Annotated in this window: 13 protein-coding genes and 1 rRNA gene (1 of these 14 only partly in view); 8 read left to right on the forward strand and 6 right to left on the reverse strand. The window is 37.7% G+C overall.

The genetic code is table 11. The features are described 5' to 3' along the window. Positions 1–17 precede the first annotated feature (17 nt). The 4 genes from QFZ28_RS27220 to QFZ28_RS27235 form a co-directional block, all read right to left on the reverse strand. The gene (locus tag QFZ28_RS27220) at positions 18–299 is read right to left on the reverse strand and encodes a hypothetical protein (protein WP_307197741.1); all 282 of its coding nucleotides are present in this window, start codon (positions 297–299) and stop codon (positions 18–20) included. 522 nt (positions 300–821) lie between these two features. Continuing rightward, entirely contained in the window at positions 822–1,895 is a 1,074-nt protein-coding gene (locus QFZ28_RS27225; protein ID WP_307197781.1) for an FUSC family protein, read from the reverse strand. A 196-nt stretch (positions 1,896–2,091) separates the two neighbouring features. Then, positions 2,092–6,561, reverse strand: coding sequence for a glutamate synthase-related protein (locus QFZ28_RS27230; protein ID WP_307197742.1), 4,470 nt, complete (start codon positions 6,559–6,561; stop codon positions 2,092–2,094). Positions 6,562–6,860: 299 nt separating this feature from the next. Beyond that, positions 6,861–8,156: a glutamate-1-semialdehyde 2,1-aminomutase gene (locus QFZ28_RS27235; RefSeq protein WP_307197743.1), complete on the reverse strand. Its 1,296-nt coding sequence runs from the start codon at positions 8,154–8,156 to the stop codon at positions 6,861–6,863. A gap of 174 nt (positions 8,157–8,330) precedes the next feature. Here QFZ28_RS27235 and QFZ28_RS27240 point away from each other — a divergent pair, with 174 nt between their 5' ends. Together QFZ28_RS27240 and bcp are read left to right on the forward strand one after the other, a co-directional pair. Then, positions 8,331–8,735 (forward strand): ion channel, encoded by a 405-nt coding sequence (locus QFZ28_RS27240; protein WP_307197744.1) that lies wholly within the window; start codon positions 8,331–8,333, stop codon positions 8,733–8,735. 64 nt (positions 8,736–8,799) lie between these two features. Further along, positions 8,800–9,270, forward strand: a complete 471-nt coding sequence (gene bcp, locus QFZ28_RS27245) for a thioredoxin-dependent thiol peroxidase (RefSeq protein ID WP_307197745.1) — start codon at positions 8,800–8,802, stop codon at positions 9,268–9,270. An 87-nt stretch (positions 9,271–9,357) separates the two neighbouring features. Here the strand turns inward: bcp and QFZ28_RS27250 are convergent, their stop codons facing one another. Beyond that, positions 9,358–10,116 carry an IclR family transcriptional regulator gene (locus tag QFZ28_RS27250; protein WP_307197746.1) on the reverse strand — a complete coding sequence of 253 codons (759 nt, stop codon included), beginning with the start codon at positions 10,114–10,116 and terminating at the stop codon, positions 9,358–9,360. A 135-nt stretch (positions 10,117–10,251) separates the two neighbouring features. On the opposite strand from QFZ28_RS27250, the gene QFZ28_RS27255 reads away from it, so the two are divergent. From QFZ28_RS27255 to perR, 4 genes are all read left to right on the forward strand, one after another. Next, positions 10,252–10,815, forward strand: a complete 564-nt coding sequence (locus QFZ28_RS27255) for a TetR/AcrR family transcriptional regulator (protein ID WP_307197747.1) — start codon at positions 10,252–10,254, stop codon at positions 10,813–10,815. Positions 10,816–11,230: 415 nt separating this feature from the next. Beyond that, positions 11,231–11,407 (forward strand): hypothetical protein, encoded by a 177-nt coding sequence (locus tag QFZ28_RS27260; RefSeq protein WP_307197748.1) that lies wholly within the window; start codon positions 11,231–11,233, stop codon positions 11,405–11,407. Positions 11,408–11,682: 275 nt separating this feature from the next. Beyond that, positions 11,683–12,237, forward strand: a complete 555-nt coding sequence (locus QFZ28_RS27265) for a cob(I)yrinic acid a,c-diamide adenosyltransferase (RefSeq protein ID WP_307197749.1) — start codon at positions 11,683–11,685, stop codon at positions 12,235–12,237. Between the two features lie 105 nt (positions 12,238–12,342). Beyond that, complete coding sequence (gene perR, locus QFZ28_RS27270) at positions 12,343–12,780, forward strand: peroxide-responsive transcriptional repressor PerR (RefSeq protein ID WP_307197750.1); 438 nt, start codon at positions 12,343–12,345, stop codon at positions 12,778–12,780. A gap of 22 nt (positions 12,781–12,802) precedes the next feature. On the opposite strand, the gene QFZ28_RS27275 is transcribed toward perR, so the two are convergent. Beyond that, positions 12,803–13,171 (reverse strand): YgzB family protein, encoded by a 369-nt coding sequence (locus QFZ28_RS27275; RefSeq protein ID WP_307197782.1) that lies wholly within the window; start codon positions 13,169–13,171, stop codon positions 12,803–12,805. A 145-nt stretch (positions 13,172–13,316) separates the two neighbouring features. Here QFZ28_RS27275 and QFZ28_RS27280 point away from each other — a divergent pair, with 145 nt between their 5' ends. Continuing rightward, complete coding sequence (locus QFZ28_RS27280) at positions 13,317–14,192, forward strand: nucleotidyltransferase-like protein (RefSeq protein ID WP_307197751.1); 876 nt, start codon at positions 13,317–13,319, stop codon at positions 14,190–14,192. 272 nt (positions 14,193–14,464) lie between these two features. Beyond that, positions 14,465–14,839, forward strand: a 16S ribosomal RNA gene (locus QFZ28_RS27285); it runs 1,175 nt beyond the window's last position.

A 14,839-nucleotide genomic window follows, 5' to 3' on the forward strand; every position in this document is an offset into this window, starting at 1 on the left:
ATGCCCCCTAACTGTAATTACTTGTTTATAGAACCCCTGTTATTGTTCGCATTACGGTTGTTAGCAGAATTGTTATTGCCGCCAACTTCCTCGCCCACTTGGTTACCAAGTGCACCGCCTGCAAGACCGCCTGCAACGGTACCAAGTGGTCCCATAACAGAACCTACAGCGGCACCCGCAGCACCGCCACCCACAGTACCTACTGCTTCACCAACGTCACTGCCACCTTGATTAGTCGCATTGTTACCAGCTTGGTTTGCATTTCCGCCGTTGCGCTTACGTTCGTTATTTTCAGTCATTTCATTTCACTCCCTTATTTGTAATCGGGAAGAATCGCATCCTAGCGTGCCCGTTCCCTCAACATATTTTGCCCAACTTAAATGGTTTTACTCACTAATATGGGGTCCCATAAATACCCTTGTTAAGCCTTTCTAATATAATGGGTAAATAAAAAAATCCAGTTTCATTCACTGGACTTTGTTCGAGATATAAATAATTGGTAGGGATAAATAACAAAAGCAAAACAGATCGAAACGAAAAAAACGTGTTTGGATTTAAAATTTACTAATTAACATTATAATACTCCTCAGCTGTTTTCCTTTATGTTGCATATAACAGGTAAAAATATACTTTTGTTCTAGATAAAAAAACTTCTCCCGAATGAACTTCTAAACGATAAAAAAGTGTTTACCTGCAGTTTTACTAGTTGAATTTAAAACAAGTTCAACAAATGCTTCCACTGCCGGGGACACTTTTTCTTTTTTATCCGCTTTCGCTCCAGAAAATAAAAAAACTTACCAACTCTGGTAAGTTTTCTCTTTTTACTCGATTTCCTTCTGTTCAATGGATACCTCATTATGATGAAAGGAGTGAAAGCTGGTTATTAGTGTATCCAGATGTTCAACCTGTTCCCCGTAATCGATGATTGAAGATATTATTTGCATGGTGTGATATAAATGCGGGTTGTCTTGATCACTGTAGAGCTTTTGATGGCTCAAGAATAACTCAAATAGTTCCTTATTATTAATACAGGTAGTGGTTTCATTGTCCAAGGGTGTTGGAACTTTGCCAATAAACCGCAGCATTAATTGCTCATGGTGGTAAATGACACTGTCGAGCTGCTCTTGTATCGACTGTTGAAAGTTTTCCGGTAAATGAAGAATTTCGTTTTCAAATCGATGAAGTTTTTTTAATGTATCCAGTGCCTTTTTGGCAGTCGAACTCATTTGTCTGAAGACCACCAATTTTCGTGACTTTTCTAAACTAATCTTCTTAAAATAACTTCTTTCTTCTTTATACATTAAATAAAACTGTTCTATTTTAATGATATTATCTTTTAATTTTTCAATATCGGCCTTTAGCAGATTGTGATCAAAGTCATGCCGAGTACTTAATCTTATCCAGCGAATAATTTCCTCAGTTGTCGCTGTGATTTTAAAATAAAGCTTATTTTCATATTTAGGCGGCAGGAAAACAAGGTTTACCACAAACGCTGAAAACACTCCAATCATAATGGTTGAAAAACGGATTCCGGCAAACGGAATTAAATCAGTGCCAGGGGTTTCCATAATGGAAACAAGCGTTACAAGAGAAAGTCCGATTGTATTTCCAATCTTTAATTTAAGGTTGATAATAATAACAATAACAGCGGCTAACCCAATGATAATAATGTGATTTCCCAGTAGAAGGACAAAAATAACTGCAAGAATTGCACCAAATAAATTCCCTTGTATTTGTTCAACTATAGTTAAATAGGAACGATAAATGGTTGGCTGGATCGCAAAAATTGCAGCAATGCCTGCCAATACAGGAGAGGGTGAGTGCAGCAGCTGTGCTAAGTATAGGGATAAGACAATTGCAATTCCCGTTTTAAAGATGCGGGCACCTAACTTCATTCCAAATGGTTTCCTTTCAAATTTAATTGATTTTTTGTCCATAGTTTACTTCATTAATGAACAATTACGTACTATACATGGATTAAGTTATTTTATCAAGAGATATTATATGAATTTTCTTCAGCAATAGTTAAAGAAATTTGTTCTAACTCAAAAAAAGAACGTCCACTTTAAAAAGCGGACGTTTCCTTTTAGATCATTCCGTAGAAACAGCTGGGTCAGCTTGTTCTTTAACTGGAACAATTTGAATAAAGTGATCTTCGGGGTTAGCGAGTAAGTCACGAAGCAGCTTTGCTTCTTCTGTCTGACCGTCATTTTCTAGTACATCTGTATACTTACCAAGAAGCTCATTCACATCTTTTTTGCCATTTTCACTTAAGCTCAGGACTGAAACTTTAGCACCTTTAGCAATCCTTCTCATGATTGCTTCAGCTGTTAAACCAACTTCTGGCTGCTGGCGAACATAAACGACACCACCAGTCATACCTGCGCAAATCCATGGACCTGGGTCTCCTAACACTAATCCTCGGCCGTTCGTCATGTATTCGAAGGCAAATCCTTTAATGTTAGCATTGGCACCGATATTTCCTGTTTCTTTTTCAGGAATAGGCTGCTTTACAAAGCCGCCGATGATTAAATCAGCACCAGAAAGACGAATCCCTGCGCGGGCATCAGCATTACCCTGAGCGACGAGAAGACCTTTTTGTGCGCCGTAGCCGAAACCTTTTCCGACAGAACCATTATAATAGTTACCATCTTTTCCTTTGGACTTCAGGATATAGATATTACCGCCAAATGAAGTTTTACCAACTCCATCTTGACCGCCGCCGTTAACGGTAATTTCAATTCCTCCACTATTATAGGCCCCTAAACCATTTCCAGGAATCGAGCCATTCTTATACTTAAGCTGGACAGGAGGGAGCTGATGATATGATCCATCAAGTCTTCCACGAACACGGTGACAAGAAACTCTGCTCGCCAATACACGCTGTTCAGAGGTAATACTGTCAAATTCGCGAGAAGAATGTAATTGATCCACACTTGCATCTAAATACTCAGCACCAACAGCTACTTGCATTTGAACCTCTTGTAACGCCTTGGATTCTTCTGTTTTTGTAAATTGGCCGATTTCTAACGGCTTTAGTAAATACGATAGGCTAAGCTGATTTTTTCCTTTAACCTGCTCCAATAAATCAGAGCGTCCAACTGCATCCTGTAAATTAGTAATACCAACAGATGCCGCCAGAGCTTTTAATTCATTTGCAAAGGATGAAAATAGATTCATAATTCCATTAACAGCTAAGTCAAGTTGACGTGGCACAAAGCGGCGAAGTCCATGTTCCTTTGCTTGAACTTCAGATTCAATTTGGGTTGCGATTCCAACGTGACATGTGTCTAAATGACATCCACGGCATGTGGTACAGCCGATTGCCAGCATGGATAGAGTTCCGAAACCAACACGGTTTGCCCCTAGAAGCATAACCTTCATGACATCTAAAGCACTCTTCATTCCACCATCTGCCCATAATTCTACTTTATTACGGAGTCCGCTTTCTAGAAGGGCATTATGGGCGGCTTTTACTCCAATTTCAACAGGGAGGCCTACATGCTGCAGAGCATGAATTCTGGCAGCACCGGTTCCGCCGTCAAAACCACTTAATGTAATAATATCAGCGCCTGCTTTAGCGATTCCTACAGCAATGGTTCCGATATTTGGCACTACAGGTACTTTTACAGCAATCTTCGCTTGGTCATTACCTGTTTTTAATTCTAGGATCATTTGCGCTAGATCCTCGATTGAGTAAATATCATGGTTGTTTGATGGTGAAATTAAGTCAGAACCAAGTGTTGCGTTACGTGCAGCAGCAACCTTGGCGGTTACCTTCGACCCAGGTAAATGTCCGCCTTCACCAGGCTTTGCACCTTGACCGATTTTTATTTCTAATAGATTAGAAGAATTTAATAGCTCAGCGTTTACCCCAAATCGTCCAGAGGCAATCTGCTGTCCTCTTGTTTTTGGATATTTACCAAGCATATCCTTGATTTCTCCGCCTTCACCATTTAGACTGACCATGTTTAGGCGGTCAGCACCTTCAGCGTAGGCTCTAAAGGCAATCTCATTCTGTGAACCAAACGACATGGATGAAATAATAAATGGTAAATCATGCTCGCCAACTGCAATGTTAACAGTTTCTGGTGAGATTGATTGATTACTCTTCTTTAATTGAAGTAAATGACGAATCGTCGTTGGATTCTGCTCTTCTTGTTCACTGATTTTTTCCCGGTAAGCACTGTAGTCACCAGTAGCAGCAACTTCACCTATTGCCTTCCAAATACGCGGGAAGAGGTGGAAGGTTTTCCCGACTCTTTCCTTTTCATTCTGATAATCTTCAGCTCTTGCAAAAGCGTCATTCTTCATTGCTTCAAAATCATTCTCAATCTCTTTAGAGCCAAAAAAGTTAACAATATTCAATACATTGGCAATATCTTCGTGTAAGCCAATACTCGAGTATAGTCGGCCATATCCGCGCAGTTCATGAATACCAATGGTTGAGATTACTTTTTCAAGTCCTTTTGATAATGCACTGTATAGGTTAATCAGAGGTTTATTATCTTCATCGATAACTGTCATGAACATATAATATGGGCTGATTAAATCCGCGCCTAACCCAAAAACAGTGATCATGTCATGCAGAGAACGAATGGCTGCTGAGCGCAGCACTAATGAGCAATTTCTTCTTAATTCAGCCTTCACCAATGCTTGATCAACAGCAGATGTTACTAAATGTGGATCAATCCAATAAGAATTTTCTTGATGTGCGTTTGCGTCATCAAGGACTATTAATGACTTTCCTGAAGTGACCGCTTGAACGGCTTCATCCGAAATTCTTGTGAGAGCACTATCAATGTTCTCATCTTTCTTAAAGGTTGTAGAAATAAATGCAACAAGCTTCTGCTTGTGAAAATGGTGAATAACTTGATCAAAGCTAGGTTGACCAATGGCTTCAGAACAGCTGTAACCAGCTTTACCTTCTAGAAGAAGGGGGGTGGTTAACTCAAGAAGTGTTTCTGTTTTTTCGTTACTGAATAAACCTGGACGTTTACCAATAATCACTCGTGTAGAAAAATGTTCTGTTTCACGGTCGCGGTCTATCGCCGGATTTGTAACAACTGCTACGCTTTCTTTAATATAATCGGCAATATTTTTGCGTTCTGGATTAAGAGCAGCTAGTGGTGCGTCATGACCTAGAGAACGAATAGGCTCGACACCCTTTTCCGCCATTTGCTCGATTAATTGAATGTGATCTCTTTCCCAGCCAAATGCTTTATATTGTCCATTATGAATTTTGTCCGGATAATTCATGGTAATCATTTTTTCTAACGTTGGTACTTGTAAACGTAATCTAGAATTTTCAAGATTTAAGCGGTTAGAATAACGGTTATAAACCTCTGTTTGGAAGCGCTTCTGCTCGTAAACTTCTAATTTACTATTGTTCCACTTAAAGCCGACTTTTTCTCCAGGAGCTAAAGGCTTAGGATCGTTTACATACTCACTGGAAGGAATGATCCCTGGCTCAGATGAAAATAAATAAGAAGTCTCGATTTCTAACATCCAAAGCGGGCGCAGACCTAATGCATCTACACTAAAAACAGCTTCATCTCCATACCTAGAAATAATGCCAGCTGGACCTTGCGCAAAATGACCCCAAGCTTCACGAATATAAGTATATAAATCTTGTAAATCAAGAGAGTAGGCTTTAATCTCATTGATAATTGGCGGGAATAAAAGATCCATTGCCTCAAATAATGTATAGCCTTCACGGCAAATTAAGGTTTCCATCGTCCGGCTTAAGTCTTGTGAGTCACTGCCATCCTTTACGAGTGGTACACCAATCATTCTCGCTTCGTCACGAAGCTTTGCAATCGTATTAATTTCTCCATTGTGTCCAAGTACACTAAAAGGCTGGACTCGGAAAAAACTGGAAAGGGTATTCGTTGAATAACGGTTATGACCAAGAGTAATCGTTGATGCAACAATCGGACTAGCTAAATCCTTATAGTAACGAGGGAGAATATCGCCAGCACCCATCACTTTATATACGGCATGATTTTGGCTTAGAGACGCAACATGTACATGTTCATTGGTTTCTAAATCGACGATTGCTTCGAATAAGACTTTCGTTAATTCTTGCCCTGATTTTTCAGAAAGACAGGCAAATTGCCAAAAAACAGGATTTTCTTGGATAGCAATCGGTCCTAATGCACTTGAATCGGTGACTTGATTCGTTTCAAAGATGATATCTAAATCATAGTCTTTTAGTTTCTGAAGTAATTCTTGTTTAGTAGATAACCAGTCAGCCTTTTGGCTAATGAAAACATGACCTACCGCAAAGCTCGCATTATCTGTATGAGATGGGTCTAAACCGGCACTTTGTAATTTTTCCTTCCAAAGCGCTGTTGGAATATCAACATGAATTCCAACACCATCTCCTTCACCGTTAATGAAGCCAGCACGATGATTCATGGTAACTAGGGCGTCTATGCAATCAAAAATGTTTTTTCTAGTAGGCAGCTTGTTTTTTTCAAGACAAGCGACAATACCGCAGGCATCGTGTTCATGCTTATGGAAATCTTTAAAAAGGGAAGGGTTCCATCTTTCATTCATATAAATTGGCTTCAGCGGAGATCCTCTAAAGCCGATTCACCTCCTATTTATCGTTTTAATGTGAGAATTTTTGACATATAAAGCACAGTTTAATAGGAAAATTTGTTTTAAGAATAATAAATCAATATTATCATAAGAATTTTCAGAAATCAAATAAATATACAAAAAGGTGGATAGAAAATTCAGGTAAAATTATGGTTAAAAAGGGATGAAAGGTTATAATGTAAACGTTTTCAATGAGAGATAACAAAATAAAGAGAGTGTTAACCACTCTCTTTTAGTGAATGAAAAATGTATATTTATTCGTCTTTAAGTAGAGAAAATGCATTATTTACCGCATGAAGTGTGGCCTCAATGTCCTCTTCTGTATGAGCAATGGTTAAGAACCAGGCTTCATATTTAGATGGTGCAAGGTTTATTCCTTGTTGCAACATTAACTTAAAAAATTTACCAAAAATTTCACCGTCTGTATTTTCTGCCTGCTCATAGTTTTCAATTTTTTCATTTGTAAAATAAACTGTAAGTGCACCCTTCAAACGATTGATGGTAATTTGAATATTATGTTCTCTAGCGGCATTTAAAATTCCTTGTTCAAGCATGGCACCTAAACGATCGAGGTAGTCATAAACTCCATCTTGTTTTAGTACCTCGAGACAAGCAATCCCTGACAGAATGGATGCTGGATTACCCGCCATTGTTCCAGCTTGATAGGCAGGCCCCAGTGGTGCAACTCGTTCCATAATCTCTTTACGTCCACCATATGCTCCTATAGGCAGACCGCCGCCAATAATTTTTCCCAGCGCAGTTAAATCAGGTTGAATACCTAATAAATCCTGTGCTCCGCCATACATAAAGCGGAAAGCTGTTATGACTTCATCATAGATTACAAGCCCACCTGCAGCATGGGTAAGGTCGTTAACCTGCTGTAAGAAACCTGGTTTTGGTTCAACAATCCCAAAGTTCCCGACAATAGGTTCCACTAGAACCGCAGCAATTTGGTCGCCCCATTTTTCCAACGCTTCTTTAAATGGTTCAATATCATTAAAGGGAACCGTAATGACTTCTTGGGCGATACTCTTTGGAACACCAGCAGAATCAGGGATCCCGAGTGTTGATGGACCTGACCCGGCAGCAACTAGTACAAGGTCAGAGTGACCATGATAGCAGCCGGCAAACTTAATAATCTTATCTCTTCCAGTATAGGCACGGGCAACACGAATCGTTGTCATGACCGCTTCAGTTCCTGAATTCACAAAACGAACCTTTTCTAAAAAAGGCATTGCTTCCTTCAGCATTTTTGCGAATTTTACCTCATGTGGAGTAGGGGTGCCATAAAGAACACCACTTTCAGCTGCCTTTTTGATTGCCTCTGTAATATGTGGGTGAGCATGACCTGTGATAATGGGGCCGTAAGCAGCAAGATAATCAATATATTGGTTTCCGTCAACATCATAAAAATAAGCACCTTGGGCGCGCTCCATTACCACTGGAGCTCCTCCACCTACAGCTTTGTAGGAACGAGACGGGCTGTTTACTCCGCCAACAATATGTTCTAACGCTTCATTATGTATTCGTTCAGAATTTGTAAATTGCATTCTTTTTCCTCCTTGAAATGGATTCCTTCCTATAATAGCACTTTTTTTATCTACTTTTATTTGTTTTACTTTTGAAAAATTTTAAGGTGTCTCCTTTTTAGTCAGGATTGTTGATATTTTATAGCCCAAGCTGGCATAGAATGAGACTAACTGACTCTATAGAGGTGTCCGCTGATGTTTTATTTTTTATTACCAATCGTAATCTTCTGTATATTTATGAGTATCAGGACATTGTTTATTCCAAACGCCATAAAAGGAAAATTTGTATCTATTGAAAATGCTCTATTTTTGGGTTCTATCTATTTAACTGTTATTCTCGGATTTGGACTCATCTATTTATTGTTTGAATTAAAAGGAATCTCCTTACTTGTAGAAGTAAATAATGAAAACAATTATAACTTGTTTGAAACAAGCTTTTATTTCAGTGCGATGACATTATTTTCGGTTGGGAACGGAGATGTAATTCCGCATGGCTTCGGGAGGATGGTTGCCGTTGTAGAAGCTTTAATAGGTTATACGATGCCTGCAGCATTTGTAGCTCGTGCATTAATGGACCGGGAAGTTAATGAAATTAAATAGTTGTATTGTTAATCCTGTTTGGTTAGGCTTATGGAAGAGTATATTTTCCATGAGGTGATGAGGTATGACAATAGAGTTAGGGAAACTAGCTCCTGATTTTGAATTGTTAGCTAGTAATGGTGAAAAAGTGAAGTTGTCAGATTTTAAAGGCAAGAATGTTGTATTGTATTTTTACCCAAAGGATATGACACCAGGTTGTACGACCCAAGCATGTGATTTTAGGGATTATCACAGTGACTTTTCTCAGTTGGATTCCGTAATTATTGGAGTCAGCCCCGACCCGATAGAAAAACATGAAAAATTTAGAGATAAGTATAACCTGCCTTTCTTACTTTTATTTGATGAAGATCACCGTGTTTCTGAATTGTATGAGGTATGGAAGCTAAAGAAAAATTTCGGTAAAGAGTATATGGGAATTGAAAGATCTACATTTGTCATTGATAAAGAAGGCAGAATAGCAAAAGAATGGCGAAAAGTAAAAGTAAAAGGGCATGTGGGAGAAGCTTTACAGTATGTAAAAGAGAATCTAGCATGAGTTCCATGTCTAAACTAAAAGAGCCTTACTTCAATTTGGAGTAAAGCTTTTTTGTATGCACAAAAAGTAGGGGAAATCCCCCACAAGTCATCGATAACCGAAACTGCCTGATATTTCTTTGCTAATATCTAATAAATAACGAGATAGTTCATTATTTTCATTTTGCGGGATAAACTCAGAAAAGCCTACAACGGTTACAGCTCCAAGGAGATGTTTTTTATAGTTTAAGACCGGAACGGAAACGGAAGACACGGAAGAGACCAGCGGTTCCCTAGCAAAGGCAATTTTTTTCGCCCGAATGGATTCGCATTCAACTTCAAGATAACTTACTTTATCAGGGGGTATTTGCTTATATTCCTTCTCTTTCCAATCCCGAATCTTTTGCTCCTCCATGAAGGTCATAAACACTTTGCCTGTTGCTGATCGAATTGGAAGAAATGTTCCAATCTGTGCACCAATATTAAGCCCTCGATTGTTATTAAAATCTTTAACGATCATTGGACCATTTTGAGTCCAAGTGGAAAATAAAACAGTACTTGAACTTTTCACGTTTATTTCATGGAGAAAAGGTGAGATCCGGTCGATAACATTTTCTTGATCCACTGCCGCCATCCCATATTCAATTAACTTGCTGCCCAATACATATTCTCCGGTATCCTTGTTACGATAGAGGATGCCTAATTGTGTGAAGGTATTCAAATATTTATAAAGATTACTCTTTGTAATCTGAGTTAACTCTTGAATATCGGAAAATTTTATCGGCCTGCCCTGTTTGGCGATTGATTCTATAATGCCCATCCCTACTTCTAAAGATTGGATGGTTGTTCCTTTTTTAATTACTTCCATACCAAACCTCCTAAAACCCTAATCCTATATTATCATAGCTTGTGTTGTAAACAAATATAGTAAAATCCTTGGAGTATGGAAAATTTTAGTGATATAGTAGTAAAAAGAATTGTTGGTATGAAGGAGTTTTTTTAAATGGATACAATATTACAGATAATCGATATTTCAATACCTCTATTCCAGCAAAAAGGATATAAGGGTGTAGGAGTAACAGAAATCATAAAGACATGTAACATTTCAAAAGGTTCGTTTTATCATCACTTTCCTAATGGCAAAGAAGAATTACTAATTGCTTGTCTGAAGTCAATTGACGAAACAATTACTACGCATATGAAGGATATTTTCAAACAATATCCAACGACTCAAGAAGCTACACTAGCGATGATTGACATATTAGTATCGGACTTTGAAACTGAAGGAAGAATTGTTGTTTCTACATTTACTAGTATCGTAAGTGAAATAGGTTCTCTCAGTGAACCCGTTCGTAATGCCTGTTCGAATCTTTACCTGAAAATGCAACAGATATATTGTACCAAGTTAGAAGCAGACGGATATTCAAAAGAAAAAGCAAATTCCATAGCTCTCATGATGATTGCTTCTATAGAAGGTGCAATCATGCTTTGTTTAACACAAAAATCAATTCACCCGCTAAAGGTAATCTCTCATGAATTAATGAAGGTACTGAACGATCCAGATTGATTTTTTTTATTATCCAATAAATAATTTTTGAAGCTGTCCAAAGTCATTAAACCTGATGATTAAGGCAGTTTTTTTATCTAAAAAATGGTCAACTTCTGGCATAAATATGAATATACTAAAATAATAGTCTAATATTTAACCTTATTTAGAAAAGTTAAAATTGTTTTACTTTGGTATAACAATATTATAATATGTTACTAACAATCAAGATTACATTATAGATTCACGTTGTAAGAAAGCGATTACACAGGAAAAAGCAGCTTTGTAGGGCAAATTAGACCCATCAATCACTCACCTTTTCAATCGTTTTTTATTTTTAACCTAAATTGGACTGACCGGTCTGTTTGGGAATTGGGTTTTGTTTGCATTTGGGTTTTAGTGATGCGCCCATTAAAGAACGGGTTAGAAGAATCGCATGCCACCATCGAAGATCTTGCCAAAATGGCGGCAGATTCACGCAATTAAAAAAGTGGTCTTAACCCACATTGGTTTGGGAAATGTAGATAAAGAGAGTATTTCGAAAGTATTTTCAGATGCTGGTTTTAAAGGGGAAATTATAGCTGCTGTGGATGGCTTAGCAGTGAATCCATAAATCGAAATGTAATGTAGCATTTATCGTAACCAAGTCTAGCCTATTTTCTAAAGAAAAGGCATTTGTCCAATGCAAACGAATGTAATTTGAATATCATTTTATTAGGGCATACCTCCTCAGATAAAACTTGTTGGGTCGGTAATCGACCCTTTTTTTTATGGATTGATCGAAACCACTTTGTTTCATGTTTTATTGGCAGCCAATTAGGTGATAAAATGAAGTAAACAAAAGGGGTACATATATTATAAAAAATAAACAAAATTGGGGGAAAGAATATGAAGATTTATACGAAAACGGGTGACAAAGGAACAACATCATTGATCTATGGGCAAAGGGTCGCGAAAAATGATTTGCGTGTTGAGGCATATGGGACCTGTGATGAAACAAATTCAATGATTGGACTTGCATTAAGTTATTTAAAAGATGAATCTTTTCAAAAGAAAGAATTAATAGAGAATATGTATCATAAAATACAAACAAATCTTTTTCACGTTGGTGCGGAGCTGGCAACCCCTAAAGGGAAGGAAGTAAAGTGGTCTCTTAATGCCAGTGATATTGAGGAAATGGAAAAGCAGATAGACGAATTAAATGAATCTATTCCAGAACTGACTAACTTTATCCTGCCTGGAGGACATTCCGCTGGTGCAGCATTCCATGTTGCACGTACAACAGCCAGAAGAGCGGAAAGATGTGCAGTTTCATTGGGGGAAGATGTTAATTCTCTTGTATTGGCTTATTTAAATCGACTATCGGACCTTTTATTTGTAACAGCTAGATATGTTAATCATGCAGTGGGCATAAAAGAGCAGACGTTACACCAAGAAAAATGATAACAATTGCCTAATAATGATATAACGATATTGACAAAAGTATTAATTCCTTAGTAAACTAATTATAACAATTATAATTTAAGAATATTTTTGGAATAGAGGTGCATGGCGATGAATCAGTTAAAAGAAGCATTGGAAACCTTAAAAGAAACTGGAGTACGTATTACTCCACAACGTCATGCGATACTTGAATATTTAATAAACTCGATGTCACATCCTACAGCAGATGATATTTATAAAGCCCTGGAAGGTAAATTCCCTAATATGAGTGTGGCAACAGTTTACAATAATTTACGAGTATTTCGTGAGGTAGGTTTAGTAAAAGAATTAACATATGGCGATGCTTCCAGCCGATTTGATTTTGTCACATCACATCATTATCATGTGATTTGTGAGAGCTGCGGAAAAATTGTTGATTTCCATTATCCAGGATTAGATGAAGTGGAGCAACTTGCTTCACATGTAACTGGATTTAAAGTGAATAATCATCGTATGGAAATTTACGGGACTTGTCCTGAGTGTACAAGTAAAGAAGTACATTAAATATTGTAAATAAAAAGCCGATTTAAGAAATCGGCTTTTTATTTTTTGACTTTTTATTATAGGATTCATCAAACTCTTTGCCTTCAAGATTAGGATCCAGTGTCAATGGTTCACGACAATACATACACATATCCACTTTTCCAAGCATTTTCGTGTGTTTTCCACAGCCTGGACATTTTACCTGTATGGTTTTAGTTGATAACATCCCAATCCAGAAGTAAACGACCGTACTTGCAATGATAAATAAAAGTCCAAAAAGCATGAAAATGGTCATAATAAGTGGTGAGTTGCGAAAGTATATTCCGCCATACATAACAATAAAGCCGATAAATATTAAGGATAATGCAAAGCTTCGTATTTTATTTATTTTACTTGAATATTTAGCCATAATTCCCCTCCTAGACAAACTATACCATATTTACATCTACTGAAAAAATGTTATGTTAAAAGATGTCGAAATTTGTCTCTTCTATAAGAAGGAGATTTATTATTACTGTCGAACATATAGGTTATCGAAAATAATGGAGGAATGATGTATGAAAGACATTCTTCGGCCCATTTATCAGGAACGGGCTAGTCAATCCAATACACTTGGCGTATTGATGATAGAAAAAAGACATAAATCAAGTCATACTACGGACACCTTTGATGTAATCCTTTTAATTATTGTAAAAGAGGGAGAACAGCCGTTATTAATAAAGCATTATACTTATAATGAAAGTAAGGCAGCGATGCATATTATTACGGAGGGCCAATTGAAAGAATGGCTTCTATTAGGCACCAATCGAAAAATATTTGAATGGCTCGACACCGCAAAAATATTATTTGATCGCAATGAATATATAGAAAATCTTAAAACAGAGCTCCGCGAATTTCCGTTTAACGGACGGAAAATTAAAATGGGGTTAGAATTTGCGAAGTTAATCAGAAGGTATGTCGATGGAAAGGCTCTCTTTGAAAACAAACAATATCTTGACGCCTATAATTATGTTGTTCATTCTCTTCACCATTTAGCGAGACTAGCCGTAATTGAAAATGGACTTCATCCTGAATTAACCGTTTGGCAGCAGGTTAAACAGATAGAACCCCAAATAGTAAAATTATATGAAGAGCTTGTAAACAGTGAAGAGCCAATTGAAAAAAGGCTGGAGTTATTATTTTTGGCCAGCGAGTTTATGATACATTCTCGTACGAAAGTTGGCTGTACTCATCTGCTTGAAGTTCTAAGCACGAAAGAATACTGGTCCTTTAATGAGATCCAGAATGATAACGAGTTGATCCCTTATTCTGTTGATTTGGCGGTCCTAATTGAGTATCTAATTGAAAAAGGGTTAATTGATGTTGTTAGTTTAGAAACAAAGGGTCATGGTATTTATCATCGATGTTATCAGGTAAGTAAAAAATTATTGTAAAAAATAATAAAAACTATTGACCTTTTTTAAGATACACGGTATATTAATAACCGTCGCTGCGAACGAATGAATTTAAGTTTTCGTGAGTGACGGTTTTCTTTTTGAAAAATAATATTGACACTGTAAAACAGAATGTGTTATATTATAAAAGTCGCTTACGAGTGATAGAAATAAACATTGCTCTTTGAAAACTAAACAAACAAGAACGTCAACAAAAAATATTAGTTTCTTCTATAGAAACTAGCCAACGTAACAAATGAGCTATATCAACTTTCTTGGAGAGTTTGATCCTGGCTCAGGACGAACGCTGGCGGCGTGCCTAATACATGCAAGTCGAGCGAATCTTAAGGTGCTTGCACCTTTTGGTTAGCGGCGGACGGGTGAGTAACACGTGGGCAACCTGCCTGTAAGACTGGGATAACTTCGGGAAACCGGAGCTAATACCGGATAATCCTTTTCCTCTCATGAGGAAAAGCTGAAAGTCGGTTTACGCTGACACTTACAGATGGGCCCGCGGCGCATTAGCTAGTTGGTGAGGTAACGGCTCACCAAGGCGACGATGCGTAGCCGACCTGAGAGGGTGATCGGCCACACTGGGACTGAGACACGGCCCAGACTCCTACGGGAGGCAGCAGTAGGGAATCTTC

It is taken from the genome of Neobacillus niacini (assembly GCF_030817695.1).
GTDB lineage: Bacteria > Bacillota > Bacilli > Bacillales > Cytobacillaceae > Neobacillus > Neobacillus niacini_F.